Origin of the sequence: Microbacterium sp., assembly GCF_051860965.1 — a bacterium.
In the GTDB taxonomy this organism is placed as follows: Bacteria; Actinomycetota; Actinomycetes; order Actinomycetales; family Microbacteriaceae; genus Microbacterium.
This window is the reverse complement of sequence record NZ_JBIMKU010000010.1, coordinates 103,398-129,433: the sequence shown is the minus strand read 5'-3', so window position 1 is coordinate 129,433 and position 26,036 is coordinate 103,398. Positions and strand designations below refer to the sequence as shown.

General features: G+C 69.4%; 25 protein-coding genes and 1 rRNA gene. 6 read left to right on the top strand and 20 right to left on the bottom strand.

The window, feature by feature from the left end; translation table 11 throughout:
* The 4 genes from ACTIFV_RS17660 to ACTIFV_RS17645 form a co-directional block, all read right to left on the bottom strand.
* Positions 1 to 325, bottom strand: a 16S ribosomal RNA gene (locus ACTIFV_RS17660); the annotation flags it as partial.
* Between the two features lie 697 nt (positions 326 to 1,022).
* Positions 1,023 to 1,838 carry a DUF4184 family protein gene (locus ACTIFV_RS17655; RefSeq protein WP_439594114.1) on the bottom strand — a complete coding sequence of 272 codons (816 nt, stop codon included), beginning with the start codon at positions 1,836 to 1,838 and terminating at the stop codon, positions 1,023 to 1,025.
* Between the two features lie 5 nt (positions 1,839 to 1,843).
* Positions 1,844 to 3,148, bottom strand: a complete 1,305-nt coding sequence (gene tyrS / locus ACTIFV_RS17650) for a tyrosine--tRNA ligase (protein WP_439594113.1) — start codon at positions 3,146 to 3,148, stop codon at positions 1,844 to 1,846.
* Between the two features lie 40 nt (positions 3,149 to 3,188).
* Positions 3,189 to 3,539, bottom strand: coding sequence for a VOC family protein (locus tag ACTIFV_RS17645; protein WP_439594112.1), 351 nt, complete (start codon positions 3,537 to 3,539; stop codon positions 3,189 to 3,191).
* A gap of 66 nt (positions 3,540 to 3,605) precedes the next feature.
* Between ACTIFV_RS17645 and ACTIFV_RS17640 the strand changes: the two genes are divergently transcribed.
* Positions 3,606 to 4,193 carry a hypothetical protein gene (locus tag ACTIFV_RS17640; protein WP_439594111.1) on the top strand — a complete coding sequence of 196 codons (588 nt, stop codon included), beginning with the start codon at positions 3,606 to 3,608 and terminating at the stop codon, positions 4,191 to 4,193.
* 3 nt (positions 4,194 to 4,196) lie between these two features.
* Here ACTIFV_RS17640 and ACTIFV_RS17635 read toward each other — a convergent pair whose 3' ends face one another.
* The 8 genes from ACTIFV_RS17635 to argC form a co-directional block, all read right to left on the bottom strand.
* Complete coding sequence (locus tag ACTIFV_RS17635; RefSeq protein ID WP_439594110.1) at positions 4,197 to 4,841, bottom strand: SatD family protein; 645 nt, start codon at positions 4,839 to 4,841, stop codon at positions 4,197 to 4,199.
* A gap of 69 nt (positions 4,842 to 4,910) precedes the next feature.
* The gene (gene argH, locus ACTIFV_RS17630; protein WP_439594109.1) at positions 4,911 to 6,347 is read right to left on the bottom strand and encodes an argininosuccinate lyase; all 1,437 of its coding nucleotides are present in this window, start codon (positions 6,345 to 6,347) and stop codon (positions 4,911 to 4,913) included.
* 9 nt (positions 6,348 to 6,356) lie between these two features.
* A complete protein-coding gene (locus tag ACTIFV_RS17625; RefSeq protein ID WP_439594108.1) occupies positions 6,357 to 7,451 on the bottom strand; it encodes a heparan-alpha-glucosaminide N-acetyltransferase domain-containing protein in 1,095 nt (364 codons plus the stop codon).
* The gene (argF, locus tag ACTIFV_RS17620; RefSeq protein ID WP_439594107.1) at positions 7,430 to 8,353 is read right to left on the bottom strand and encodes an ornithine carbamoyltransferase; all 924 of its coding nucleotides are present in this window, start codon (positions 8,351 to 8,353) and stop codon (positions 7,430 to 7,432) included. Before argF ends, ACTIFV_RS17625 begins: the two co-directional genes overlap by 22 nt.
* On the bottom strand, positions 8,350 to 9,555 hold the full coding sequence (locus ACTIFV_RS17615; RefSeq protein WP_439594106.1) for an acetylornithine transaminase: 1,206 nt from the start codon (positions 9,553 to 9,555) through the stop codon (positions 8,350 to 8,352). The genes argF and ACTIFV_RS17615 overlap by 4 nt, the downstream gene beginning before the upstream one ends.
* On the bottom strand, positions 9,552 to 10,451 hold the full coding sequence (gene argB / locus ACTIFV_RS17610) for an acetylglutamate kinase (protein ID WP_439594105.1): 900 nt from the start codon (positions 10,449 to 10,451) through the stop codon (positions 9,552 to 9,554). Before argB ends, ACTIFV_RS17615 begins: the two co-directional genes overlap by 4 nt.
* Positions 10,448 to 11,605, bottom strand: a complete 1,158-nt coding sequence (argJ, locus tag ACTIFV_RS17605) for a bifunctional glutamate N-acetyltransferase/amino-acid acetyltransferase ArgJ (RefSeq protein WP_439594104.1) — start codon at positions 11,603 to 11,605, stop codon at positions 10,448 to 10,450. Before argJ ends, argB begins: the two co-directional genes overlap by 4 nt.
* Positions 11,602 to 12,699, bottom strand: coding sequence for an N-acetyl-gamma-glutamyl-phosphate reductase (gene argC / locus ACTIFV_RS17600; protein WP_439594103.1), 1,098 nt, complete (start codon positions 12,697 to 12,699; stop codon positions 11,602 to 11,604). Before argC ends, argJ begins: the two co-directional genes overlap by 4 nt.
* A gap of 252 nt (positions 12,700 to 12,951) precedes the next feature.
* Here argC and ACTIFV_RS17595 point away from each other — a divergent pair, with 252 nt between their 5' ends.
* The 4 genes from ACTIFV_RS17595 to ACTIFV_RS17580 are packed head-to-tail and all read left to right on the top strand — an operon-like array spanning position 12,952 to position 15,522.
* Positions 12,952 to 13,596 carry a hypothetical protein gene (locus ACTIFV_RS17595; RefSeq protein WP_439594102.1) on the top strand — a complete coding sequence of 215 codons (645 nt, stop codon included), beginning with the start codon at positions 12,952 to 12,954 and terminating at the stop codon, positions 13,594 to 13,596.
* Positions 13,593 to 13,892, top strand: coding sequence for a transcriptional regulator (locus ACTIFV_RS17590; RefSeq protein WP_439594101.1), 300 nt, complete (start codon positions 13,593 to 13,595; stop codon positions 13,890 to 13,892). Before ACTIFV_RS17595 ends, ACTIFV_RS17590 begins: the two co-directional genes overlap by 4 nt.
* On the top strand, positions 13,889 to 14,770 hold the full coding sequence (locus tag ACTIFV_RS17585; protein WP_439594100.1) for an ABC transporter ATP-binding protein: 882 nt from the start codon (positions 13,889 to 13,891) through the stop codon (positions 14,768 to 14,770). The genes ACTIFV_RS17590 and ACTIFV_RS17585 overlap by 4 nt, the downstream gene beginning before the upstream one ends.
* Entirely contained in the window at positions 14,770 to 15,522 is a 753-nt protein-coding gene (locus ACTIFV_RS17580) for an ABC transporter permease (protein ID WP_439594119.1), read from the top strand. The genes ACTIFV_RS17585 and ACTIFV_RS17580 overlap by 1 nt, the downstream gene beginning before the upstream one ends.
* Here the strand turns inward: ACTIFV_RS17580 and ACTIFV_RS17575 are convergent.
* Positions 15,513 to 16,502, bottom strand: coding sequence for an NAD-dependent epimerase/dehydratase family protein (locus ACTIFV_RS17575; RefSeq protein WP_439594099.1), 990 nt, complete (start codon positions 16,500 to 16,502; stop codon positions 15,513 to 15,515). The genes ACTIFV_RS17580 and ACTIFV_RS17575 overlap by 10 nt on opposite strands.
* A gap of 176 nt (positions 16,503 to 16,678) precedes the next feature.
* Here ACTIFV_RS17575 and ACTIFV_RS17570 point away from each other — a divergent pair, with 176 nt between their 5' ends.
* A complete protein-coding gene (locus ACTIFV_RS17570; protein WP_439594098.1) occupies positions 16,679 to 17,821 on the top strand; it encodes an AAA family ATPase in 1,143 nt (380 codons plus the stop codon).
* 234 nt (positions 17,822 to 18,055) lie between these two features.
* On the opposite strand, the gene pheT is transcribed toward ACTIFV_RS17570, so the two are convergent.
* The 7 genes from pheT to ACTIFV_RS17535 all read right to left on the bottom strand — a co-directional run bounded on the left by pheT (position 18,056) and on the right by ACTIFV_RS17535 (position 25,981).
* On the bottom strand, positions 18,056 to 20,566 hold the full coding sequence (gene pheT, locus ACTIFV_RS17565; RefSeq protein ID WP_439594097.1) for a phenylalanine--tRNA ligase subunit beta: 2,511 nt from the start codon (positions 20,564 to 20,566) through the stop codon (positions 18,056 to 18,058).
* A complete protein-coding gene (gene pheS, locus ACTIFV_RS17560) occupies positions 20,566 to 21,606 on the bottom strand; it encodes a phenylalanine--tRNA ligase subunit alpha (protein WP_439594096.1) in 1,041 nt (346 codons plus the stop codon). The genes pheT and pheS overlap by 1 nt, the downstream gene beginning before the upstream one ends.
* Positions 21,607 to 21,651: 45 nt before the next feature.
* On the bottom strand, positions 21,652 to 22,560 hold the full coding sequence (locus tag ACTIFV_RS17555; protein ID WP_439594095.1) for an amino acid ABC transporter permease: 909 nt from the start codon (positions 22,558 to 22,560) through the stop codon (positions 21,652 to 21,654).
* Complete coding sequence (locus ACTIFV_RS17550) at positions 22,557 to 23,213, bottom strand: amino acid ABC transporter permease (protein ID WP_439594094.1); 657 nt, start codon at positions 23,211 to 23,213, stop codon at positions 22,557 to 22,559. Before ACTIFV_RS17550 ends, ACTIFV_RS17555 begins: the two co-directional genes overlap by 4 nt.
* Positions 23,214 to 23,283: 70 nt before the next feature.
* The gene (locus tag ACTIFV_RS17545; RefSeq protein WP_439594093.1) at positions 23,284 to 24,192 is read right to left on the bottom strand and encodes a glutamate ABC transporter substrate-binding protein; all 909 of its coding nucleotides are present in this window, start codon (positions 24,190 to 24,192) and stop codon (positions 23,284 to 23,286) included.
* A 112-nt stretch (positions 24,193 to 24,304) separates the two neighbouring features.
* Complete coding sequence (locus ACTIFV_RS17540) at positions 24,305 to 25,093, bottom strand: amino acid ABC transporter ATP-binding protein (RefSeq protein ID WP_439594092.1); 789 nt, start codon at positions 25,091 to 25,093, stop codon at positions 24,305 to 24,307.
* A gap of 87 nt (positions 25,094 to 25,180) precedes the next feature.
* Positions 25,181 to 25,981 carry a TrmH family RNA methyltransferase gene (locus ACTIFV_RS17535; protein ID WP_439594091.1) on the bottom strand — a complete coding sequence of 267 codons (801 nt, stop codon included), beginning with the start codon at positions 25,979 to 25,981 and terminating at the stop codon, positions 25,181 to 25,183.
* Positions 25,982 to 26,036 lie beyond the last annotated feature (55 nt).

The window sequence follows — 26,036 nt, the reverse complement described above, 5'->3', positions numbered from 1 at the left end:
TGTCTCAGTCCCAGTGTGGCCGGTCACCCTCTCAGGCCGGCTACCCGTCGACGCCTTGGTGAGCCGTTACCTCACCAACTAGCTGATAGGCCGCGAGCTCATCCTTGACCGAAGTTCTTTCCAGCTGCTGAAGATGCCTTCGCAGCTCGTATCCGGTATTAGACGCCGTTTCCAGCGCTTATCCCAGAGTCAAGGGCAGATTGCTCACGTGTTACTCACCCGTTCGCCACTGATCCAGAGAGCAAGCTCTCTTTCACCGTTCGACTTGCATGTGTTAAGCACGCCGCCAGCGTTCATCCTGAGCCAGGATCAAACTCTCCGTAAAGAAATTTTGCTGCGATCGAACCGGAATGGGTTCGAAGCAGCGAGTTTGATCTGACGATCGGATGTCATTGCTGACATCTCGTTTAATCTCAAAAGAATCTCATCGACCGACTACGTCGGCCGCGAGGTTTTTTGGCATTTGACAAGTGCACGCTGTTGAGTTCTCAAGGATCGGATGCTCCTGCTGCTCAGCCTCTCAGCCTCGCCCGCAGGGCAACTTCTCTATCTTATTCTTCGTTTCTCCGCTGTCAAATCGGCGTTTCCCGCGGCTCGAAGGCTGCAGAAGCTGTCGGTGACGGCGTCTCACGAAGCTAGATCAGGTGCCCCGCGCTTCGGCTTCGAGCCGGCCCGCTGGGCAACTTCTCTATCTTATCCCTCTCCGTCAGCTTGTCAAATCGGCCGTTCGTGACGATCAAGCGTCCAGGAACAGCACTCAGCGACGGCATCGAGGAGTGGGAACCTCCATCTTAGACCGCAAGGTCAGGCACGCTCAATGAGCGACTTTTCAGAAGGGGGGTGGTTCTCCGCTTGAGGGGGGTAAGGCTCTCGGCCTCTCCGCTTCCCTGTGGGGCGAACAAGTAATAAGTTACGTGGGATCCAGAGAACGGGCAAATCCTGCTCGCACCCCGGGCGTGTCGCGCTCTTCGCCCGCGGCTTTCCGGGGGCTGATCGCCCGGCCGCTCGTCGGGTGACGGCGGTCAGGATTCCGCGGTCGCCGGAGTGTGGTCTTCCCCCGTCGCATTCCGTCGCCGCAGCTGCACGACGACGCAGAGGACGACGGTGAGGGAACCCCACACCGCGCACGCCGGCGGAAGCACACGGTAGGCCAGGTGCGTCGGGCCGAAGTGTTCGTCGAACCCGCCGTACAGCGGCAGCAGGGCGAACCACGCGACGACGAGGATCGCCGGCAGCGACAGCCACCAGATCCAGCGCACCGCGTCGGGAACCACGCGGGCGACGACCGTCCCGGGCGCGCGCCGGGACAGCCAGACGAGCATCCAGACGCCGATGATCGCGAGACCGATGACGCTCGATCCGTGCTGGAGCCACTTGAATCCCGTGAGCGGGCCCCAGTTCTCATCGAGGAGCGGGAAGAGCTCGACACCCCAACGACCCTCGTGCGTGAAGAGATCCCACACGATGTGCGAGACGACGCCGATCGCGAGCGACGCGACGAGCAGCAGGATCGACGACACCCGCCGCGGGAACGTCTCGCTCCATGCCGCGCGGGCCCCGGCATCCCACTCCCCCGGCAGCCGGCGCGCGAGCCACGCGGGCGCCAGCTCGCGCGCCGCAGGACGAAGGACGCAGCGCCACACGAGCAGGAGTCCGAGCGCGACGAGCACCGTCACCGGCAGCCAGACGAGATCGTGCGTGCGTCCGTACTGCAGCGGCGTGCCGCGCACGAACAGCGGCAGGTCGGGGGTCATCGCCCCGACCGCGATCGCAGCCGGAACCAGAGGCGTGCGCAGGAACGGGAGCGCCACCACCGCGTGGCTCGGAGTGAACGGCATCTTCGTCAGGAAGCGATCAGCAGTCCCGCGAGGGTCTTCTTGCCGCGCCGCAGGACCGAGACCCCACCGGGGAGCGAGCCGGTCACGACGACGGAGTCGTCGTCGACCTTCGCACCGTCCAGCGACACACCCCCCTGTGCGATCGCGCGCCGCGCTTCGCTCAGGCTCGAGACGAGTCCCGTGTCGACGAGCGCCTGGACCACCGTCGTGCCGGCGGCGACCGACGCGTGGGGCAGTTCGTCGAGCGCGTGGCGCAGCGTGGCTGCGTCGAGCGTCGTGAGGTCGCCTTGACCGAAGAGGGCATCGGATGCCGCGATGACGGCGGCCGTGGCATCCACTCCGTGCACGTACGCCGTCACCTCGCGGGCCAGGCGCTTCTGCGCTTCGCGGCGGAACGGCTCCGCAGCGACGAGACGCTCGTACTCGTCTATCTCGTCGCGACTCAGGAACGTGAACACCTTGAGGCGCTGCACGACGTCGGCGTCGTCGCTGTTGAGCCAGAACTGGTAGAACGCATACGGGCTGCACATCGCGGCGTCGAGCCAGATCGCGTTGCCCTCGCTCTTGCCGAACTTGGTGCCGTCGCTGTTGGTGATGAGCGGGGTTCCGATCGCGTGGACGCTGACGCCCTCGGTGCGCTTGATGAGATCGACGCCGCTGGTGAGATTGCCCCACTGGTCGCTGCCACCGGTCTGCAGGACGCAGCCGTACTGGAGGTGCAGCTCGCGGTAGTCGAGCCCCTGGAGGATCTGGTAGCTGAACTCGGCGTAGCTGATGCCCTCGTCGGAGTTGAGCCGGGAGCTGACGGCGTCCTTCTTGATCATGGTGCCGACGCGGTAGTGCTTGCCGATGTCGCGGAGGAAGGTGATGGCGCTCATCGGCGCCGTCCAGTCGAGGTTGTTGACGAGGCGCGCCGCGTTCTCGCCCTCGAAGCTCAGGAACTTCGCGACCTGCGACTGGAGGTAGCCGACCCATTCCGCGACGACGTCCGCATCGTTGAGGGTGCGCTCGGCGGTGGGCCGCGGGTCGCCGATGAGCCCTGTCGATCCGCCGACGAGTCCGAGCGGCCGGTGGCCGGCCAGCTGCAGGCGCCGCATCGTCAGCAGCTGCACGAGGTTGCCGAGATGCAGGCTCGGCGCCGTCGGATCGAAACCGCAGTAGTACGTGATCGGGTCGCCCGCGAGAAGGGCGCGCAGCGCCTCCTGATCGGTGGACACATGCACGAGGCCACGCCACACGAGCTCATCCCACACGTTCTCGAACGAGGGATCGTTGGCGGGCGCAGTCGCGCTCACGACGGTTTCAGACACGCGTTTCAGGCTATCAGCGGGCGACGCGCGCGCCGCCTCGTCAGGCGATCGAGATCTCGTCGTAGAGGCCGATGATGTTGCCCTCGGAGTCCTTCAGGTACGCGTACCTCGCGGTCTCGCCCATCGGCTCGATCGCCCCGAGCAGCTGTCCGCCATGCGCGACGGCGAGCTCGAGCACGTCCTCGATGCGATCGACCGTGAAGACGACGGTCGGATGCGGGGTCGCGCTTCGCAGGTGCAGGTCGCCGTTGACGCCTTCGTCCTCGGGCTGCTTCAGCATTCCCATCTCGCCGCCCCATGCCTCGTACTCGTAGCCGAGCACGGACGTGTAGAACGCCTGGGCGCGGGCGATGTCGTCGACGGGGATCTCGAAGTGCTCCATCTTGGCCATGTAAGGAGCCTGTCGTGCGCGCGGCCATCGGGCAAGGCCGTCGTCGCCCCGTGCCAGACTGACGGCGTGGAATCACCCGCCGACATCCTCATCACGACGACGGTCGTCATCTTCCTGTTCGCCGCCCTGTGCGCCGCGCTCGCCCTCGTGACCGTCGCGCTGCGCCGACCGAGCACCGTGCTTCTCGCGGTCGCCGGGGGGCTCGTCGTGCTGTGCTTCATCGTCGTCTCGGTGCTTCCGTACAACGTCCCGCTGCTGCTCGGCGCACTGCTGGCGATCCTCGGCGTCGCGCTGGCCGTCCTCGGCGGCAATCCCTTCTCGCGGTGGGCGCTGGCTGAGGCCGACGCCGGTCGCACGAAGGAGGGCACGCGCGGCGGCATCCTCGTCGAGCTGATGATGGAGGACGCACCCGCACGCCAAGAGGAGATCCTCCGCGGCGGCACGGCGATCGGCTATCTGGAGCGAGCGGCGATCGCGCTGGGCATCCTCGCCGGCTTCCCCGCGGTCATCGCGGTCGTCGTGGCCCTGAAGGGCATCGGCCGCTTCACGGAGCTCGCGACGCCTGCCGCTCGCGAGCGGTTCATCGTCGGCACACTCGCGAGTCTGCTGTGGTCGAGCGCCGTCGTGGGAATGGTGTGGCTCGCGATCTGGTGACGGTCAGTCGTCCTCGCGTGTCAGTGTGCGCAGACCCTCGATGAGCGCTCCGGCATCGGCCGTGGCGATCGCCTGCGACACGGCCGACTGCCCGATTCCCTCGGCAGCCGCGATCTCGTTCTGCGTCTCACCCAGCCAGCGCCGGTAGACGATGCGACGGGCTCGAGGGCTCAGCTGCGCGATCGCCCGATCACGGGCGAGGAAGCCGTCGTTGGCGACACGGACGAGCCGGCGGGTCTCGATGGGGGCGGATGCCGGCGCCGCCACACGCGTACGCGCCGTCGGCGCCGCGCGACGCGCGAGCGCCTCGACCTCTTCGATCGCTCGACGGGCGGCCCACCATGCTTCGCCCTCGGACAACGCGCCGCGGAGGGAGGGGATGTCCTCGATCGCGCCGAGGCCGACGCCGAACCGGAGTTCGATCCCCTCGGGAAGGGTCAGCTGAAGCAGCATCGTCGCGGCCGACGCCGAGACCAGGTCCGGGTACACCCCCTGCAGTTCGTCGCCCACGGTGGGCAGGAGCGCGGCGTCTGCGGTGGGCGCGACTTCGGCGACACGAGCAAGCGTCTCCTCGAGGGCACGCTGTGCGACGACGCGATCGGCGAGTTCACGAGATCCGACGATGTCGGCGATGACTGCTGCAACCATGGGATCAGTCTTTCACTGATATCCCATGAATATCAATTAAACGCTGATATTTTTCGAAGTATCAGTGAATCACTGCTTCTCGATGAGAGGGCGTGCCACGGACTGCGCCCGAGCGACCAGGTGCGCGCGCTGCTCGGCGACACGCACAGGTGCGGTGCCGCCCGCACCCGTGCGGCTCGCGACCGAGCCGTCGACCGACAGCACGTCGCGCACCTCCGGGGTGAGCAGGGGCGACACGCCCGCAAGCAGATCGTCGGAAGCGTCTTCGAGGCCCAGGCCGCGCGACTCGCACGCGCGGACGAGGGCGCCCGAGATCTCATGGGCGTCGCGGAAGGGCACGCCCCGTTTGACGAGCCACTCGGCGACGTCCGTCGCAAGCGAGAACCCTTCGGGAGCGAGCGACCGCATCCGATCCGTGTCGAACCGCATCGTCGCGACCATCCCCGCGAAGGCGGGAAGCACGACCTCGAGCGTCGCGACCGAGTCGAAGACGGGCTCCTTGTCCTCCTGCAGGTCGCGGTTGTAGGCGAGCGGAAGCCCCTTGAGCGTCGCGAGCAGCCCGGACAGGTTGCCGATCAGGCGACCCGCCTTGCCGCGCGCGAGCTCGGCGATGTCGGGGTTCTTCTTCTGCGGCATGATGCTCGAGCCCGTCGAGAAGCCGTCGTCCAGGGTGACGAAGCCGAACTCGCGCGTGTTCCACAGGATGATCTCCTCGGCCAGCCGCGAGAGGTCGATGCCGATCATCGCGGTCACGAACGCGAACTCCGCGACGACGTCGCGCGCGGCCGTGCCGTCGATCGAGTTCTCCGCCGGCCGATCGAAGCCGAGCTCGGCCGCGACGAGCTGGGGATCCAGACCGAGTGTCGACCCCGCGAGCGCTCCCCCGCCGTACGGCGAGACGGCCGCACGCGCAGACCAGTCGCGCAGACGCTCGAGATCGCGCACGAGGGGCCACGCGTGTGCCTGCAGATGATGCGCGAGCAGGACGGGCTGCGCGTGCTGCAGATGCGTGCGACCCGGCATGATCGCGTCGGCGTGCGCCTCGGCCTGCGCGACGAGCGCATCGATGACGCGCAGGATCTCGCGCGCGATGGTGCGCGAGTGATCGAGCAGGTACATCCGCACCAAGGTCGCGATCTGATCGTTGCGACTGCGCCCGGCGCGCAGCTTGCCGCCGAGCTCCGCGCCGACCTCGGCGATGAGCGCCTGCTCGAGAGCACCGTGCACGTCTTCGTCGGCGTCGGTCGCGACGAGCGTGCCGTCGACGATCGAGCGTGCCAGGGCATCCAGTCCCGCGTGCATCGCGCGCTCTTCCTCGCCCGTCAGGTAGCCGGCGGCGGCGAGCGCTTTCGCGTGGGCGTGGGACCCTGCGATGTCGTAGAGCGCGAGCGCCCAGTCGAAGTGGGTCGAGCGACTCAGTGCCGCCAGCTCGGGCGAGGGACCCGACGCGAAGCGGGCGCCCCACAGCGCGCCCTCGTTGGTACCGTCGGCCTTCTCGTCGCTCACTCGACCAGCCTATCGACGCGGAGCGCCGCGCTCGCGGCGGGTGGCCGCGCGGGCGGCGGCGTCGATCGCCCACTCGAGCGGCCCGCGACCGATGAGCAGCGCCCAGGCGGTGCAGGCGACGAGCACCGAGAGCGCGAGCGGCCAGAACGGATCCAGCTCGCGGAAGCCCACCAGGTCGCCGGTGTCGCCCAGCAGTGCCGCCGCGACGCCCGCCCACACGACGATCTGTGCGACGTACGCCGTCAGCGGCATCGCACCGACGGCGCGCAGGGGCAGGACGACCCACGTGAGCACGGTGCGGCAGACGAGGAGGGATGCCGCGAGCACCGCGAGCGCGAATCCTCCCGACCCGATGACCTCGAACAGCCCCGACGAGTGCGGGTCCGCACTCCACACCGACGTCGGGTCGTCGAACACGCCGAGCGAGTATCCCGCGACCGCGAGGGCTGCGCCGGAGGCCAGCATCCATCCCTGCACTCGCAGTCGCGTCACCCCGGCGCGCGCGACCCCCAGGCCCGCGACGACGAAGGCGATCCACACGGGGAACGGATAGTGCCAGCCGATCAGCAGTCCGATGTCGTTGCCCGTGACGGTGCGCCAGAAGGCCAGATCGTCGAGCCGGACCTGCACGAACGGCATGACCAGGGCGAGACCGGCGGCGAGGGGAAGCAGCACGCGCGCCGGGAGCGAGAGCACCGGCAGAGCGAGGAGGAACAGGATCGCGTACGCGGGGAGGATGACGAAGACCGGCACCCCCGTCAGGATCAGCAGGATGCCGATGATCCACAGCAGGATCGCCCGCACGACAAGACGCAGCCGCGCGGTGGTGAGGCTGCGACCGGTGAGGGGCGTGCGACCGCCCGTGACGAGCCCGATCGAGACGCCCGCGAGCGTCGCGAAGAGGATCGACGATCGTCCGTCGACGACGGCGACCCACGTCGCGGCATCCGTCCAGTCGAAGGGGTCTGTGATCCACAGCAGGTGGGCGGCGATCATGCCGAAGACCGCGAGGCCGCGCGCCAGGTCGACACCGCCGATGCGGTCGGGGCCGCTGAGTCGCTCCCAGCGGGAGCGGAGCCAGGTCACTGCTGGCGCAGCAGCCACACCAGGAGCGCCTTCTGCGCGTGCAGGCGGTTCTCGGCTTCGTCCCACACGACGCTCTGCGGACCGTCGATGACCTCGGCATCGACCTCGTAGCCGCGGTCGGCCGGAAGGCAGTGGATGAAGATCGCCTCGGAGTCGGCCAGCGTCAGGAGCTCGGTCGTGACCTTGTAGCCGCCGAGATCTCGCAGCCGCGAGAGCTTCTCCTCCTCCTTGCCCATCGAGACCCACGTGTCCGTCACGATGACGTCGGCTCCGGCCGCCGCCTCGTTCGCGTCGGTGTAGAGCGTGACGGAGCCGCCCGTCTCAGCAGCCCGGCGGTCCGCGTCGGCGATGACGTCGTCGCGCGGCGCGTACTCCTCGGGCGATGCGACGCGCACGTGCATGCCGGCGGTGACCCCTGCGAGCACGTAGGAGTGCGCCATGTTGGACTTGCCGTCGCCGAAGAACGCGAGCGTCAGACCCGCCAGCGGGCCCTTGTGCTCCTTGATCGTGAGCAGGTCGGCGAGCAGCTGGCACGGGTGGAAGTCGTCGCTCAGGGCGTTTACGACGGGCACGCGCGTGCCGCGCGCCATCTCCTCGAGCCCAGCCTGCGCGTACGTGCGCCACACGATCGCGGCGACCTGCCGTTCCAGCACGCGCGCCGTGTCGGCGGGGGTCTCCTTGCCGCCGAGCTGGCTGTTGGCCGTCGAGATGATGAGCGGCGAGCCGCCGAGGTCGGCGATGCCGACGGCGAACGACACCCGCGTGCGGGTCGACGACTTGTCGAAGATGACAGCGACGGTCTGCGGTCCGGCGAGGGACTTGTCGGCCCAGCGGTCCTTCTTGAGCTCGACCGCGAGGTCGAGGATCTCGGCCTGCTCGGCCGCCGTCAGATCGTCGTCGCGCAGGAGGTGCCGGGTCACGCGTTCTGTCCTTCCGTTGCGAGGGCGGCTTCGACGGCCGCGAGCGACGCGGCGAACAGCGCCTCGAACTCGTCGAGCTCGACGTCGCCGATGTTGAGCGCCGGCACGAGGCGGATCGTCGTGTCGTTGGGCGCGTTGATGATGAGGCCCCGCTCCTGCGCGGCCGCGACGAGCGCCTTCGCGACGGGCTGCCGGAGGCCGACGCCGATGAGGAGTCCCTGCCCGCGGCATCCGTTCACCAGCGGCGAATCGATCCGGGCGATGATCTCCCGCAGCTGCGTGCCGCGCTCAGCGGCGTTGCGGACGAGGCCCTCGTTCTCGATCTGGGTGAGGACCGCCCCCGCGACCGCCGTGCCGAGCGCATTGCCGCCGAAGGTCGACCCGTGGGTGCCGGGGTAGAACAGCTCGGCGGCGGTGTCGAACGTGATGAGCGCGCCGATCGGGAAGCCCCCGCCGATGCCCTTCGCGACCGTGATCGCATCGGGTGTGATGCCCGCGTGCTGGAAGGCGAACCACTCCCCCGTGCGGCCGGCGCCGGTCTGGATCTCGTCGATGATCAGCAGGGCGCCGTGTCGGGCCGTGAGCTCGCGCGCGGCGGCGAGATAGCCGGTCGGCAGCTCGACCACGCCGGCCTCGCCCTTGATGGGCTCGACGAAGAGCGCCGCGACACGATCGTCGAGCGCCGCCTCGAGGGCCTCGATCGTGGAGTCGATGAACTCCACGCCCGGCACCATCGGCAGGAAGGGCTCCTGCATGTACGGCTTGCCGGTCAGGGCGAGCGTGCCCATGGTCCGGCCGTGGAAGGCGTCGGTCAGCGCGAGGACGCGCGGGCGGTCCGAGCCGCCGTGCAGGCGGGCCAGCTTGAACGCCGCCTCGTTCGCCTCGGCGCCCGAGTTGCCGAAGTACACGCGGCCGGAATCCCCCGTGCCCGCGATGCGCTTGAGCTGCGCCGCGAGGGCGAGCTGGGGCGGGGTCGCGAAGTAGTTCGACACGTGCGCGAGCGTCGCCGCCTGCGTCGAGATCGCCTCGACGAATGCGGGATGCGCGTGCCCGAGCGAGTTCACGGCGATCCCCGCCAGGAAGTCGAGGTAGCGGGTGCCGTCGGCATCCCACAGGTACGCGCCCTCGCCGCGCACGAACATCGCCATGCGATCGCCGAAGCTCTTCACGAGATCGCGTCCCGCGTCATCCTGCCAGCTCATCCGAGCACCACCTCAGTTCCGATTCCCTTGCTCGTGAAGATCTCGACCAGCACCGAGTGCGGCACGCGTCCGTCGATGATCGCCGCCGTCTCGACCCCGCCCTCGACGGCCTCGAGGCACGCCTGCATCTTCGGGATCATGCCCGACTCGAGGCGCGGAAGCATCGCGCGCAGCTCGGTCGAGGTCAAGTGCGAGACGAGCGACTCGCGGTGGGGCCAGTCCGCGTACAGGCCCGCGACATCGGTGAGGACGACGAGCTTCGCCGCTCCCAGCGCCGTGGCGAGGGCGGATGCCGCGGCATCCGCGTTCACGTTGAGCGAATGACCGGGGTGGTCGAGGTCGGGGGCGATCGACGACACGACCGGGATGCGCCCGGCCGACAGCTGATCGAGCACGGGCTGCGGATCGACCTCGACGACGTCGCCGACACGACCCAGGTCGTGCTCGACCCCTTCGATCACGACCCCCCGGCGGCGCCCGCCGAAGAGTCCCGCGTCCTCGCCGCTGAGTCCGGTCGCCACGGGACCGTGCGCGTTGATCTTGCCCACCAGCTGGGGATTGATCTGGCCCGTCAGCACCATGCGCACGACCGAGATCGCCTCGGTGCTCGTGACGCGGTAGCCGCCCTTGAACTCGCTCGGAATGGCGAGCCGGTCGAGCATCGACGAGATCTGCGGACCGCCGCCGTGCACCACGACGGGCTTGACCCCCACATAGCGGAGGTAGGCGATGTCGGCGGCGAAGGCATCCTGCAGCTCCTCCGAGACCATCGCGTTGCCGCCGTACTTGATGACGACGATCTGGTCGCGGAAGCGGCGCAGCCACGGCAGCGATTCGATGAGGGTCGCGGCCTTGACGCTGGCCTCCGCGGGGTCGGTGTCCTGAAGATCGTTCATGACGAGTAGGCGCTGTTCTCGTGGACGTAATCGTGCGTGAGGTCGTTGGTGAGGATGGTCGCGGCGGACTCGCCGACCTTCAGGTCGATCACGAGGTGCGTCGCACGCGGAGTGAGGTCGACGTCCTCGCGCGGCCGATCCGGGCCGCCCGCCGTGCACACGCGCACGCCGTTCATCCAGACGTCGACGTCGTACGGGTCGAAGGCGGCGTCGGTCGTGCCGATCGCCGCGAGGACACGACCCCAATTGGGGTCGTTGCCGAAGATCGCGGCCTTGAAGAGGTTGTTGCGGGCGACCGATCGGCCCACCTCGACGGCATCGTCCTCGGATGCGGCGTTCGTCACGGCGATGGTGATGTCGTGGCTCGCACCCTCGGCATCGCCCTGCAGCTGTGATGCCAGATCGAGGCAGACCTCGGCGAGCGCCTCGGCGAACTCCTCCGGGGCGGGTGCGACTGCGGACGCGCCGCTGACCAGGAGCGTGACCTGGTCGTTCGTCGACATGCAGCCGTCCGAATCCAGGCGGTCGAAGCTCACGCGCGTCGCGCTCCGCAGCGCCGCGTCGGCCCCCGCGGCGTCCAGCACCGCATCGGTCGTGATCACGACGAGCATCGTGGCGAGGCCCGGCGCCAGCATCCCGGCACCCTTCGCCATGCCGCCGATCGTCCAGCCGTCCCGCGTCACGACGGAGCGCTTGGCCCGCGAGTCCGTCGTCATGATGGCTTCGGATGCCGCGACCCCGCCATCGGTCGAGAGCCCGGCGATGCCCAGCTCGACGCCGTCGAGCACCTTCGCGCGGAAGACCTCGTCGCCGGTGCCGATCAGCCCCGTCGAGCACACCAGGACATCCCCGGCGCTCACCCCGAGCAGCTCGGCGGCCCTCTCGGCGGTCTGGTGCGTCGTCTGGAATCCGAACGAGCCGGTGAAGCAGTTCGCTCCGCCGGAGTTCAGCACGATCGCCTCGACGACGCCGTCCTGGATCGCCTGCTGCGACCAGATGATCGGGTTCGCCTTCGCGCGGTTCGAGGTGAAGACCGCCGCACCCGCTTTGAGCGGACCGCGGTTGACCACGACCGCGACGTCCTTGTTGCCGGACGACTTGAGACCCACGGCGACCCCCGCCGCCTCGAATCCCCGGGCTGCGGTGACGCTCACGGTGCGACTCCGTTCACAGTGAGGCCCGTGCCCTCTGCGAGGCCGAGCGCGATGTTCATGGACTGGACCGCGGCGCCGGCCGTGCCCTTCACGAGGTTGTCGACGGCCGCCACGACCACGACGCGGCCCGCTGCCCGGTCGATCGCCAGGCCGATGAGCGCCGTGTTCGCGCCCACCACGTCGGCCGTGCGCGGGAACTCCCCCGCGGGCAGGAGCTGCACGAACGTCTCGTCGCCGTAGGCGTCCTGCCACGCGGCGCGGATCTCGTCGTCGGAGACGCCCGGCGCGATCGGCGCCGTCGATGTCGCGAGGATGCCCCGCGCCATGGGCACGAGGACAGGCGTGAACGAGATGCGGATGGCATCCGCGAGCGAGGTCCACTCGGCGTCCCCACCTGCGCTCCCTGCGCCGTCGACCGGGAACGCACCGGCGAGCGCCTGGCGGATCTCGGGGATGTGCCGGTGGGTACCGCCGACGGCGTACGGGTTCGCCGTGCCGAGGATCTCGCTCGCGAGCAGGTTCGTCTTGAGGCTCTTGCCGGCACCGGACGGACCGACGGCGAGCACGGAGACGATGTCGCGCGTGTCGATCACTCCGGCCGCCACCCCGGGCACCAGGCTCAGACTGACCGTGGACGCGTTGCACCCGGGTGCGGCGATGCGCGTCGCACCGGTGAGGCGGTCGCGCTGTTTCGCGCCGCCGCCGATGAGCAGCTCGGGAACGCCGTACGTCCACGGCTCGTGGAAGTCGCCGCCGTAGAACGAATCCCAGGCCGTCGGGTCCACGAGACGGTGATCGGCCCCCGCGTCGATGACGAGGGGTGTGTCGGCGAGCGCGTCGGTGTACTGGCCCGACTGGCCGTGCGGGAGGGCGAGGAAGACGATGTCGTGCCCCGCGAGCACGTCGGGCGTGGTCTGGCTCAGCGTCAGATGCGCGAGCGACCGCAGGTGCGGCTGGTGCTGGATGAGCGGCTGCCCCGCGTTCGAGTGCGCGGTGACGGTGCGGATCTCGACGTCGGGATGTGCGGCGAGGATCCGGAGGATCTCACCGCCCGCATAGCCGGATGCGCCGGAGACGGCGACCGAATATGTCATGGATTCCACCTTAGAGAGTGTTGGATGCGGGCCGGACACGGCGACACCCACTCAGGCCATGACGGGGCCGTGCGGGGTCGCCTAGAGTCGGCGGCCGCGAAGGCGGAGGCGCAGGCGTCCGGGAGCGGCGCTCGGAACGAGCGTCGAGAGTCCCTGGATGGCCGAAGGCATGCCGCGACGATAGCGGGCGGCTGCGGCATCCGGCAAATCCGTCGCTTGACACAAAGTAGTTTGCGCCGCAAAGTGGTTTGCATGAGTGAAGACGACGATCAGCAGCAAGACCCCCGCGAGATGCTCGCGCTGATGGATACCGCGCGGCGCGCCGCCGTCCGCAAGCTCTCGCATCGGTACATCGGACTGTTCGTGGTGTGGGCCGTCGCGTGGGCCATCGGCTTCGGCACTCTGTACGTCACGATCGACGTCGGCGCCATCGACCTCGTGCCCACCCCCGTCGGCTGGATCGTCTTCGCGACCCTCATCATCGCGGCGATCGCCTGGTCGACCATCGTGGGCATCAGCGCCGCAGGTGACGGCATCCGCGGGCCCTCCCAGCAGCAGGGCATGCTCTACGGACTCTCGTGGACGATCACGATGTTCATGGCGTGGCTGCTGATCGCCGGACTGCAGCGCAACGGCCTGGCCGGCGACGTCCTCCAGCTCGTCTACCCCGGCGTCTACGTCTTCCTCGTGGGCGTGCTGTACCTCTCGGGCGGAGCGCTGTTCCGCGGGGTCCCCATGTACGTGCTGGGCGGCATCCTCATCGCGGTCGCCGTCGTCGCGACGTTCTTCGGCTCCCCGACGCACTACCTCGTGTACGCCACCGTGGGCCCCGCGGCGATGCTCATCGTCGCGGCACTCATGGCCTGGGGTCCGCTTCGGACCAGGGCCGGGTCATGACCGACTTCGATGCGGTCATCCATGTGCCGGCGCGCCTTCGCATCATGACGACGCTCGACGAGGCGCTCGAGGAGGGCGATGTCATGACGTTCACCGCCCTCCAGAAGCTCCTCGACATGACCGCGGGCAATCTCACCACGCACCTCGCGAAGCTCGCCGACGCAGGCTACGTCGAACTCGCGAAGACCTTCGCGGGCCGCAAGCCCGTCACGCACGTGGGCATCACCCTGACGGGGCGCGCGGCCTTCCGCGCCTACCGACGACAGCTCCTCGACCTCCTGGGAGGCAGATCGTGAACGCCCTCATCCGCACCGACGCGCTCACGAAGAGCTATGGCGACAACGTCGCGCTCGACGGCGTGAGCCTCGACATCCACGCCGGCGAGTGCGTCGGTCTCCTCGGTCCGAACGGCGCCGGCAAGACGACGCTCCTGACCCTGGTGGAAGGGCTCCGGATGCCGTCGTCCGGCCGCGTCGAGCTGTTCGGAGGCGATCCGCGCGACCCGGCGTCGAGGACTCGGCTCGGCTCGACGCCGCAGGCGACGGCCCTCCCCGAATCACTCAAGGTGCGCGAAGTGCTCGATTTCGTCGGGGCGCACTATCCCGCACGGACCGACGAAGGCGCCCTGGTCGCGGAGTTCGGCCTCGAGCCGTTCCTGGGACGCCAGTGCGGCGCGCTCTCGGGCGGCGAGCAGCGGCGCGTCGCCGTCGCTCTCGCCTTCGTCGGCGACCCCGAGCTGGTTCTGCTGGACGAGCCGACGACGGGTCTCGACGTCGACGCGCGACGGTCGCTGTGGGATGCCGTCCGCGCCCGCCACCGCGCGGGCACCGCCGTCGTCGTCACGAGCCATCACCTCGAGGAGATCGAGCAGCTCGCGGAGCGCGTGGTCGTCATCGACCATGGCATCGTGCGCGCCGACGACACGCTCGCGGCCGTCGTGGCGGGTGTCTCGCGCCGCCGCGTGAGTCTGCGCGGCGCGACCCCGAGCGACATCGTCACCCTGGACCCCGATGCCACGGCGACCGAAGAGGACGGCGTGGTGACGGCCGTCGTGTCCGACTCCGACGCCCTCGTACGTGCGCTCGTCGGCAGCGGCATCCCGTTCTCGAACCTCGCCGTCCGCGGCGCGAGCCTCGAAGAGGCGTTCCTCACGATCACGAAGGGAGCCGCGTGATGTCGACGCTGTCGCTCGCCGCCGTCCACACGAAGTACAACCTGCTCGAGACGATGCGCGTGCCCATCGCGGTCATCGGCTCGCTCGTCTTCCCCACTCTCGCGTACTGCCTCTTCGTCCTCCCGCAGGGCACCGTGACGCAGAATCCGGAGTTCGCCACCGCCGCGACGGCGTCGCTGATCGTCTTCGCGTTCATGTCGGCGTGCCTGTTCAGCATCGGCATCGATCTGGCCGAACAGCGATCGAAGCCGTGGTGGCCCTACCTGCGGACGCTTCCTGGCTCCCCGGCAGCGCGGATGATCGGCCTGATGTCGGCGACGCTCGTCATCTCGATCCTCGCGATGATCCCGCTGCTGCTCGTGGGCGGTCTGTTCACGACCGCGTCGGTCACGGTCCCCGCCCTGCTGTCGGCGATCGGGCTCGTCATCCTCACGGCCGTGCCCTCGGCGCTCCTCGGCGTGATCATCGGAACGACCGCGGGCCCCAAAGCCGCGATCGCGATCGCACAGGTCGCGATGTTCCTCCTCGCCTTCGGCGGCGGACTGTTCCTCCCACCGGTGCTGTTCCCCGAGTGGCTCGATGTCGCCTCGAAGTTCCTCTGGGTGCGCGAAGCACGCGAGATCGTCGTCGCCGCAGCCCTGGGCACCGAGATCCCGGTGTGGGCGATCGTCGGGATCGCCGCGTGGACCGTCGCTCTCGGCGTGCTCGCGATCGTGCTCTACAAGGGGGACGAAGGTCGCCGCTACCGCTGAGCGAGCGCGGCGAGGAGCTCGACCTCGTCGGCACGGCTCAGACCCGACGCGCGCTCGCGGCCCAGGCCGCGGGCGCGTTCGTCGTCGAGAGTGCGCTCCAGCGTCTCCCGCAGCGGACGCAGGCGACCGCCCAGATCGCGGTACACGGTGTTCGAGCGCGTCCAGTGGCCGATCGCCGCATCGGGAAGCCACAGCGGCAGCGAGCGGGCACCCATCCAGTACCCGACGTCGTGAGCTTCGAGCCAGTCTCCGGATGCGGTCACGACATCGCCGGTGTGACCTGCGACGTCCCGGGCGAGTGCGAGGACGTCGGCGAGCGGGATGCCGTCGCCCACGGCGTTCGAGATGCCCGACCACCCGTCACGACCGACGGCGAAGAGCAGATCGGCGAGGTCGTCCACGTCGATCACCGACACCGCTGCGGCGCTGACGGGAGCCAGCACGTCCTGGTCTCCAGCGAGCGCGAACCGCGACACCCAGTACCCGAATCGGTCGGTGGGATCGCCCGGTCCGACGACGAGTCCGGGTCGCACGATCGCCGCACGCCCCCGGAGGGCTGACAGCACGGATGCCTCGGCCGAGACCTTCTCGCGGGAGTAGTCGTACTCGTCGCCGGGCCGAGCAGGCTCCGCGAGCGGCGCGCTCTCGTCCTGCCCCGCGACGTCGTCCTGCGCGTACACCGAGACCGTCGAGACGTAGGTCCAGTGCTCCGCCCGATCGGCGAGCGCGGCGACGGCCGAGGCGACGTGCCCGGCGCGCGACGAGATGTCGACGACCTCGTCCCAGTCGGTCCCGGCCACGGTGTCGTAGGCATCGGCTGCACTGCGATCGGCCGCGACGAGGGTCGTGCCGGCGGGCGCGGGGCGCGCACCGCGTGCGAGACACGTGACGGACGCCCCGGCATCCACCCACCGTCTCGCAACGTGCCCGCTGAGCCAGCCTGTTCCGCCGAGGATGAGGACGTCGGTCATGAGACCCATCACACCAGAGTGCGGTCGATCGCGGCATCCCCTTCCGCTGTCGGCGGATGTGCGCAGACCGTCGGAAGCCGCGCGCGACACGCCGCCCCGGCGTTCGCACGAGCGGCGCGTCGCGCCGGGTCCCCGACGCTGTGCGCCGCCCGGGACGTGTCGGGTGTGGCTGAAAGGATGAGTGGATGCTGACAACCCTCGCGATCGCGGGCTACCGCTCCCTGCGCGATGTCGTGCTGCCGCTCGAACGGCTCACGGTCGTGACGGGACCGAACGGCTCGGGCAAGTCGAACCTCTACCGGGCTCTGCGGCTGCTGTCGTCGGCGGCCTCGGGTTCGGTCGTCGCGGCCGTCGCGGCGGAAGGCGGGCTCCCCTCGATCATGTGGGCGGGGCCGGAGTCGCCCACCGGCGAGGCACGGCCGCAGGGCACAGTCCGCAAGAACGCGCACGCCCTGCTGCTCGGCTACGCGAGCGACGAACTGGGCTACCTCGTCGACCTCGGACTGCCCCAGGTCGTGGGTCCGACGGTGTTCGATCGCGATCCCGAGCTCAAGCGCGAGCAGGTGTTCGCCGGGCCGTTCGCGAAGCCGTCCACGCTCCTGATCGATCGGCTGCGCGGGGCGACCCGGGTCCGTGACGGCGCCTGGCGCACGCTCGCACAGCCGCTCATGCCCTACGAGACGATCCTCACCGATCTCGCCGAGGGCGACACCGGCCCCGAACTGCTGGGTCTGCGACGCACGCTCTCGGGCTGGCGCTTCTACGACAGCTTCCGCACCGACGCCGGCGCCGCAGCGCGCAGACCGCAGGTCGGCACGCGCACGCAGACGCTCGCGCACGACGGCTCGGATCTCGCCGCCGTGTGGGCGACGATCCAGGATGCCGGGCACGGCGCCGCGCTCGCGCGCGAGGTCGACCGCGCCTTTCCGGGTTCGAGCGTCGCGGTCGCGGCAGACGACGGTCGCCTGCGGCTCGTCATGCGGCAGCCGGGCCTTCTGCGGCCCCTCGACACGACCGAGCTGTCGGACGGCACGCTGCGGTACCTCCTGCTGTGCGCGGCGCTGCTGCCCGCGTATCCCCCGCCGCTCATCGTGCTCAACGAGCCAGAGGCCAGCCTGCACCCCGATCTGCTCGCTCCGCTCGGCGAGCTCATCGCCGCGGCATCCCGCAGCACGCAAGTGGTCGTCGTGACGCACGCCTCGTCGCTCGCCGACGCGCTCGAGCACGCGGGTGCGCTCACGCACCGGCTCGAGCCGTCGACCTCGGGCACGCGGATCGTCGGTCAGGGCATGCTCGATCAGCCGCCATGGCAGTGGGGCTCGCGCTAGCGCACGACCTCACAAGGCGCCCAGCCGCTCACCTCACGAGCACATCGACCACTCGACACAACGAGATGCACGCGAGAAAAGGAGATTCGGCGGCGAATCGTCCTTCTCTCGGCGGACTCCCCTCGCCTCGCGTGCGCACCGTGTGGTGCGGAGGGTTGCTCGCGACGGCGGCCCGATCACGCAAGATCACGCCCTGGTGAGCGCCCGACGGTCGGCGTTCCGTCGCAGATGGTCCTACTCGCGCAGCGCAGCGCCGAACCGCTGGGTCGCGACGGCGACTCCCGCGAGCTTGGCCTCGGTCGCCTCGGCAGCGGTGAGTGTGCGATCGGGCGCGCGGAAGCGCAGAGCGAACGTCAGGCTCTTCGTGCCCTCGGGCAGCCCCCGGCCGCGGTAGTCGTCGACGAGCCGCAGCGACTCGAGCAGCTCGCCCGCTCCCTCTTCGAGCGCGGCACGCACGTCGGCTGCGGGCACGTCGTCGCCGAGCACGAGCGAGACGTCCTGGGTCGCGGCCGGATAGCCCGACAGCGACGCCGCGACGACCCGCTCGCCCGCGAGCGAGAGGACGAGGTCGAGATCGAGCTCGGCCACCACGACACGACCGTGGAGGTCGGATGCCTCGGCGACCGCGGGCAGCAGCTCCCCGACGTATCCCACCTCGACCGAACCCACCGACAGCACGCCCGTCCGACCGGGGTGCAGCGCCGCGCGCTCCCCCTGTGCGACGTCGATCGCGACGCCCGCCGCCGAGGCGATCGTGCGCACGGCATCGAGTGCGTCGGCGAGACCCGCGGCGACGGCCGCCTGACCCGGCTGCTTCGCCACGGCGGAACCCGCGAGCAGAACGGCGACATGCCGGTGCTGCGGCGGGATCGAGCCGTCGAGGGTCGCGAGGGTCGCGGCATCCGGTCGCACGGCGAGCGGCGGCACGAAGTCCGTGCCGTACGCGACACCCGGCGCGGGGAGGAACACGACACCGGTCTCGAAGAGCGCGAGATCCGTGAGTCCTCGCGACTGGTTGCGGTGCGCGACCTGGATCAGACCCGGCAGCAGCGATCGGCGCAGGAACGGCGCCTGCCCGTCGAGCGGGTTCGCGAGCTTGATCGACGGCACGTGACCGCCGGAGGCCGATCCGTGCAGGTCGTTCTGCTCCTCGGTCGTGAATCCGAACGAGGGTGTCTCGACGTACCCCGCGGCGGCGAGCGCGTTCGCGACGCGACGTCGACCCTGCTGCGCGAGCGTGAGCCCGCGACCCGAGGGCGGCAGCGGGAGGACCGACGGGATGCGGTCGTACCCCTCGATGCGCGCGACCTCTTCGGCCAGCGTCCACTTGTCGGTGAGGTCGGGGCGCCACGAGGGCGGGATGACGTTCCATCCGCCGTCGTGCGCAGGAGACACCTCGGCGCCGATCATCTCGAGCGCCGCGACGATCTCCTCGGTCGTGTAGTCGACGCCGATGAGGCCCTCGACGAAGCCCGTGGGCAGGTCGATGCCCGCGATGACGACCTCGGCGAACAGCGCGCCACCGAGCTGCGGATCGAGCGTGCCGCCCGCGTACTCGACCATGAGGTCGGCGACGCGACGGGCCGCGACGAACGGCACGAGCGGATCGACACCGCGCTCGAAGCGGCGCGAGGCCTCCGAGGGCAGCTTGTGCCGACGCGCCGTGCGCGCGATCGAGACCGTGTCGAAGGTGGCCGCCTCGATGAGGACGTTGCGCGTGGCATCCGTCATCTCGGTCGTCCCGCCGCCCATGACGCCGGCGAGGCCGATGGGGCCGGACTCGTCGGTGATGAGGAGATCCTCGGCGTCGAGCGTACGCACCTTGCCGTCGAGCGTCTCGAGCTTCTCGCCGGCGGTGGCGCGCCGCACCGTGATGCCGCCCGCGAGCCGGTCGAGGTCGTAGCCGTGGATGGGCTGACCGAGCTCGAGCATGACGTAGTTCGTGATGTCGATCAGGATCCCGAGCGACCGGATGCCGGCGAGCGTGAGCCGCGCGATCATCCACGGCGGCGTGGGCTTGGTCGGGTCGACGTCGCGCACGACGCGGGCGACGAATTCGGTCGCGCCGACGCGTCCTCGGATGGGGGCGTCGTCGACCACGGCGATCGGGAAGCCCGTTCCGGGCTCGACCTCGCTCCACTCGCGCTCCGCGGGGTCGCGGAAAGCCGCACCTGTCGCGTGGGAGTACTCGCGGGCGACGCCGCGCACCGACAGCGCATAGCCGCGGTCGGGCGTCACGTTGATGTCGATCGCCACGTCATCGAGACCGAGCAGGGCGATCGCGTCGGTGCCGACAGGCGCGTCGACACCGAGTTCCACCAGACGCAGGATGCCGGAGTGCTCGTCGCCGAGTCCGAGCTCCTTCGCCGAGGCGATCATGCCGTCGGAGACGTGCCCGTAGGTCTTGCGCGCCGCGATCGGGAAGGGGCCGGGAAGCACGGCGCCCGGCAGCGTCACGACGACCTTGTCGCCCGCGAAGAAGTTGTCGGCGCCGCACACGATGCCGCGCACGCCCCCGTGCTCGGGACCGACATCGACCTGACACCAGCGGATCGTCTTGCCGTTGGACTGCGGCTCAGGCGTGAACTCCACGACCTCGCCGACGACGATGGGGCCTTCGAGCTCGAAGCGGTGCACATCCTCTTCTTCGAACCCGACGCGTACGAGCGCCTCGAGGACGTCCTCGGGCGCGGCATCCACCGGCACCTCGACGTACTCGCGCAACCAGGAGAGCGGGACGCGCATCAGACCACCATTCCGAACTGCTCGCTGAAGCGCACATCGCCTTCGGCCATGTCGCGCATGTCCTGCACGTCGCTGCGGAACATGAGCGTGCGCTCGATGCCCATGCCGAACGCGAAGCCCGAGTAGACCTCGGGATCGATGCCGGCCGCACGCAGGACGTTGGGGTTGACCATGCCGCAGCCGCCCCACTCGATCCAGCGCGCCCCGCCCTTGAAAGTCGGGTGCCACAGGTCGAGCTCTGCCGACGGCTCGGTGAACGGGAAGAAGTTGGCGCGGAAGCGCGTCTTCGCCTCGGGTCCGAACAGTACCTTCGCCGCGTGGTCGAGCGTGCCCTTGAGGTGCGCCATCGTGATGCCCTTGTCGATCACGAGGCCCTCGAACTGGGTGAAGACCGGCAGGTGCGTCGCGTCGAACTCGTCGGTGCGGTAGACGCGACCGGGGCACAGGACGTAGATCGGGATGTCGCGCTCGAGCATCGAGCGCACCTGAACGGGGCTCGTGTGGGTGCGCATGACGAGGTGCCGGTCGATCGGGTCGACGAAGAAGGTGTCCTGCATCTGGCGCGCCGGGTGATCGACGTCGAAGTTCAGGGCGTCGAAGTTGAACCACTCGTGCTCGAGCTCGGGGCCTTCGGCGATCTCCCACCCCATGCCGACGAAGATGTCGGCGACCTGCTCCTGCAGGAGCGAGATGGGATGCCTCGCCCCGACCCGTGCTCGTGACGCGATCGCCGTGATGTCGACGCGCTCGGCCTCGAGCTTCGCGGCGGTCTCGGCGGCGGCGAGCTGCTCTTCGCGCGCGGCGAGAGCCTGGTTCACGCGGCCTCGAGCCTGCCCGACGAGCTTGCCGAACTCGGCCTTCCTGTCGTTCGGCACGTTGCGCAGCTGGGCGTTGAGTGCGGCGAGCGCCGAGCTCTCCGCCGAGTGCGCGGCGCGCGCGGCCTTCAACTCGGCGGTGTCGGCCGCCGCGGCGATGGCGTCGAGCGCCGCCTGGACCGCGGCATCCACTGCCTCAGGGGTGATTTCGGGAACGTCGGACACGAGAGACGAGTCTACCGACGGGTGGATGCCCCGCCCGCCGCCGACTCAGTGCGAGCCAGCGAGCCCCGACCCGCCCTTCTGCGCGACGATCAGCTCGGTGTCGGTGCCCTCCTGCGTCGGCTGATTCGCAGCCGCGATCCGCCCGCCGCGCCCGCCGCGGCGGAGTCGCTTCTCGACGGTCGACGCGACCGCCGAGAGGAGGAGGCAGAGTCCGATGTAGATGACCGCGACGACCATCGTCGCCTGCACGATCGGCGAGTCGTACGTCGCCTGAGAGCCGATGGATCGGGCGAGGAAGAGCAGCTCGGGGTAGGTGATGATGAAGCCGAGCGCCGTGTCCTTCAGAGTGACGACGAGCTGGGCGATGATCACGGGCATCATCGCGCGGATCGCCTGCGGGAGCAGCACGAGGCGCATGACTCCGGCCTTGCGCAGGCCGATCGCATAGCCGGCCTCGCGCTGCCCGCGGGGCAGCGACTCGACGCCCGCACGGATGACCTCTGCCAGCACCGAGCCGTTGTACGCGATCAGGGCGATGACGACGGCCCAGTAGGACGGCAGCCGCACACCCAGCACGGGCAGGCCGTAGTACAGCAGGAACATGAAGATCAGCACGGGCACGGCGCGCAGCACTTCGACGACTCCGCCGACGGGCAGGCGCAGCCACCTGTGGTCCGAGAGGCGCCCGATCGCGAGGACGAATCCCAGGAGCAGTGCACCGACCGCCGCGACCGCGAAGGCGGCGAGAGTGCGCAGCGTGGCCTCCGCGATCTGAACCCAGATCTGGGAGTAGGTGAAGATGTTCCACTTCTCGGCGGTGAACTGGCCGGTCACCGCGAGTCGCCACACGAAGAATCCCGCGATCGCGACGACCACGAGCACGACGATCACGCCGATGATGCGGTTGCGGATGATCGCCCGCGGACCCGGGACGTCGTAGAGCACACTGCTCATCGTGCGATCCTCCAGCGGTTCTCAAGCGTCCGCTGCAGCCAGGACAGCAGCAGGACGAGCACGATGAAGATGATCATCAGCCACAGGATGACGAGGAACTGGTTCTCGCCGCGCTCGCTGAGGTAGTTGCGTGCGGACCCGAGGTTCGGCACCGAGAAGCCCGCGGCGACCGTCGTGTTCTTCAGGAGCGCGATCAGCACGCTCATCATCGGAGGCACGACCGAGCGGAACGCCTGCGGCATCACGACGAGGCCCATCACCTGGCCGAACGTCAGTCCGAGCGCGCGGGCCGCCTCGGCCTGCCCGACGGACACCGTGTTGATGCCCGACCGGATCGTCTCGGCGACGTAGGTCGCCGTGTAGATGCCGAGAGCGAAGACCGCCAGGGTGATCGCCGTCGCCGCGGTCAGGCGGAGGCCGAGCAACGGCGGCAGCGCGAACGAGAACGCGAAGAACACCAGCGTCAGCGGGGTGTTTCGGATCGTGCCGACGTAGAAGCCGCCGACAGCCCGCGCGATGGGCACGGGCGAGACGCGCATGGCACCCACGATGGTGCCGAGCACGAGCGCGAGCGCGCCGCCCGCGAAGAAGAGGATGAGCGTGCCGACGAGCAGTTCGCCCCACAGATCGAGGTTGCCGGTGATGACCTCCACCGCACGCTCCTTTCCGGTCTATCGCTGAATGCGGGGTGGCGGTCGGTCTCGACCGCCACCCCGCAGGGGGTCACTCGTCCGCGGTGGGCTGGTCGCCTTCGATGCCCGCAGGAGCGAGGTTGGCGTCGAAGAGCGCCGTCCACACGTCTCCGCCGTCGTTGAACAGCGCGTTGATCCAGTCCTTCAGAGCGGTGTCGCCCTTCTCGAGGCCCACGCCGTAGCGCTCCTCGCTGAACGGCTCGCCCACGATCTTCAGCGCGTCGGGCTCGAGCGCGACGTACCCGGCCAGGATGGCCTGGTCGGTGGTGACCGCGTCGACCTGTCCCGACTTCACCTGCTCGATGCACTCCGAGTACGTGCCGTTCTCGACGGTGTCACCCGGGTTGTACTCGTCGCGGATGCGCTGCAGCGGGGTCGATCCCGTCACCGAGCAGACGATCTTGCCCGCCAGGTCGTCGGGGCCCGTGATGTCCTCGTTGTCGGCGGCGACCAGCAGGCCCTGACCCGTGATCAGGTACGGTCCGGCGAAGTCGATCTGCTCCTTGCGGGAGTCGGTGATCGAGTAGGTGCCGACGTAGTAGTCGATGTTTCCGTTGACGATCTCCTGCTCGCGGTTGGCGGAGGGGATCGTCACGTACTCGATCTGGCTCTCGTCGAAGCCGAGGGATGCCGCGATCCAGCGGGCGATCTCGACGTCGAAGCCGGAGCGCTCACCGGTCACGGTGTCTTCGTAGCCGAGTCCGGGCTGGTCGTTCTTCACGCCGACGATGACGCCGTCGCGCTCCACCATCCGGTCGTACGTGGGGCTGTCGGTCAGGTCGACGTCGGTCGCGACCTCCCACAGAGCGTCGCTGCTGCCGGTGTCGCCCGAGCCGTCTCCCGATGGTGCGGCCCCGGGCGTGCCGCTGTTGCACGCCGTGAGGCCGAGTGCGGCGACGGCTGCCAGGCCGATGCCGACGAGAATTCGAGACTTTCGCATGTGTACTCCTTGGTTGCGTATATGTGCTGTGGTTCCGTGTGTCCGACGTTCGGGTCGTGCGGAGTCGCGGTCGGGGATGTGGCGGAGCGGGTCCTTCCTCTCGGTGCGGTGGTCAGTGGGTCAGCAGCTTCGAGAGGAAGTCCTTGGCGCGATCGCTCTTCGGATTCGTGAAGAACTCCTCGGGGGTCTCCTCTTCGACGATCTGGCCGTCCGCCATGAACACCACGCGGTCGGCCGCCTTGCGAGCGAAACCCATCTCGTGGGTGACGACGATCATCGTCATGCCGTCCTGCGCGAGACCCACCATGACGTCGAGCACTTCGTTGATCATCTCGGGGTCGAGCGCGCTCGTCGGCTCGTCGAAGAGCATCACCTTGGGCTGCATCGCGAGGGCGCGCGCGATCGCTACACGCTGCTGCTGCCCGCCGGAGAGCTGGGCGGGGAGCTTGTCGGCCTGGACGCCGACGCCCACGCGATCGAGCAGCTGGCGGGCGAGGGCCTCGGCATCCTTCTTCTTCATGCCCTTGACCTTGATCGGGCCGAGCGTCACGTTGTCGAGGATCGTCAGATGCGCGAACAGGTTGAAGGACTGGAACACCATGCCGACATCGGCGCGGAGGCCGGCCAGGGCCTTGCCCTCTTTGGGCAGCTCCTTGCCGTCGATCATGATCGTGCCGCTCGTGATCGTCTCGAGCCGATTGATCGTGCGACAGAGCGTCGACTTGCCCGAACCGGACGGACCGATCACCACGACGACCTCGCCGCGATTGACCGTGAGGTCGATGTCCTTCAGCGCCTGGAAGTCGCCGTAGTGCTTCTGCACATCGGTGATCTCGACGAGCGGATCACCGCGGCGGACCGAGATGTTCGATGTTTTCGGCGCACCGTCGGAGGTCGTCATGTCTTCGACACTGGCATCCGCGCACGGCCGCCACCAGGGCTTGACCCGAGCCTTTACCGTCTTGTAACAGGACCGGAACGGCGGATGTCAGGATGCCGCGCGCTGCGCGAACGCGGTCTCGTACAGGCAGACGCTGGCCGCCGTCGCGAGGTTGAGGGACTCCGCGGCGCCGTAGATCGGCAGCCGCAGAGACAGGTCGGCGAGCGCGAGCGCATCGTCTTCGAGGCCCCGCGCCTCGTTGCCGAACAGCCAGGCCGTGGGCTCGGCGAGCAGGCCGCGGGATGCCAGGAAGTCGGCTCCGCCGACGTCGGCCGCGATGACGCGGACACCGGCTTCGTGCGCGCGCTCGACGGCGGTCTTGAGGTCCACACCGACCGCGACCGGGAGGTGGAAGAGCGACCCGGTCGTCGCGCGCACGACCTTCGGGTTGTACGGATCCACCGTCCGGCCCGTGAGGACCACGGCATCCGCCCCCGCCGCATCGGCCGCGCGGATGATCGTGCCGAGGTTGCCGGGGTCGCGCACCTCTTCGCAGATCACGACCAGACGAGGGGATGCCGCGAAGACGTCGCGCACCGAGGTCGGCGTCTGCCGGGCGACGGCGACGATCCCCTGCGGTGTGACGGTGTCCGCCATCGCATCGAGCACGCCTTCGGTCGTGAAGACGACCTCGATGCCGGCGGACGCGGCCGCCTCGCGGATGTCGAGATGCTTCTCGAGGGCCGTCGGCGTCGCGAAGAGCTCGACGACGGTCTCGGGGCGGAACGCGAGGGCCTCGCGCGCCGCCTGAGGACCCTCGAGGAGGAAGAGTCCGGTGTCGTGCCGCGCGCTGCGTTTGGTGAGCTTCGCGACGGCGCGAACACGGGGCGACCGCGGGTTCTCGAGCACGCGTCAAGTCTAGGGCCGCGGCATCCCGCAGCCGTGCGCCGGAAACGCCGATGGG

Bases quoted from the DNA above. Each gene is read 5' to 3' on its own strand.
- argC (WP_439594103.1), bottom strand. From the start codon at position 12,699: ATGACATATTCGGTCGCCGTCTCCGGCGCATCCGGCTATGCGGGCGGT.
- ACTIFV_RS17545 (WP_439594093.1), bottom strand. From the start codon at position 24,192: ATGCGAAAGTCTCGAATTCTCGTCGGCATCGGCCTGGCAGCCGTCGCC.
- ACTIFV_RS17555 (WP_439594095.1), bottom strand. From the start codon at position 22,560: ATGAGCAGTGTGCTCTACGACGTCCCGGGTCCGCGGGCGATCATCCGC.
- ACTIFV_RS17615 (WP_439594106.1), bottom strand. From the start codon at position 9,555: ATGAGCTGGCAGGATGACGCGGGACGCGATCTCGTGAAGAGCTTCGGC.
- ACTIFV_RS17595 (WP_439594102.1), top strand. From the start codon at position 12,952: ATGAGTGAAGACGACGATCAGCAGCAAGACCCCCGCGAGATGCTCGCG.
- ACTIFV_RS17570 (WP_439594098.1), top strand. From the start codon at position 16,679: ATGCTGACAACCCTCGCGATCGCGGGCTACCGCTCCCTGCGCGATGTC.
- ACTIFV_RS17635 (WP_439594110.1), bottom strand. From the start codon at position 4,841: ATGGTTGCAGCAGTCATCGCCGACATCGTCGGATCTCGTGAACTCGCC.
- ACTIFV_RS17575 (WP_439594099.1), bottom strand. From the start codon at position 16,502: ATGGGTCTCATGACCGACGTCCTCATCCTCGGCGGAACAGGCTGGCTC.
- ACTIFV_RS17655 (WP_439594114.1), bottom strand. From the start codon at position 1,838: ATGCCGTTCACTCCGAGCCACGCGGTGGTGGCGCTCCCGTTCCTGCGC.
- ACTIFV_RS17580 (WP_439594119.1), top strand. From the start codon at position 14,770: ATGTCGACGCTGTCGCTCGCCGCCGTCCACACGAAGTACAACCTGCTC.
- pheT (WP_439594097.1), bottom strand. From the start codon at position 20,566: ATGCGCGTCCCGCTCTCCTGGTTGCGCGAGTACGTCGAGGTGCCGGTG.
- argB (WP_439594105.1), bottom strand. From the start codon at position 10,451: ATGAACGATCTTCAGGACACCGACCCCGCGGAGGCCAGCGTCAAGGCC.
- ACTIFV_RS17540 (WP_439594092.1), bottom strand. From the start codon at position 25,093: ATGACGACCTCCGACGGTGCGCCGAAAACATCGAACATCTCGGTCCGC.
- ACTIFV_RS17590 (WP_439594101.1), top strand. From the start codon at position 13,593: ATGACCGACTTCGATGCGGTCATCCATGTGCCGGCGCGCCTTCGCATC.
- ACTIFV_RS17645 (WP_439594112.1), bottom strand. From the start codon at position 3,539: ATGGCCAAGATGGAGCACTTCGAGATCCCCGTCGACGACATCGCCCGC.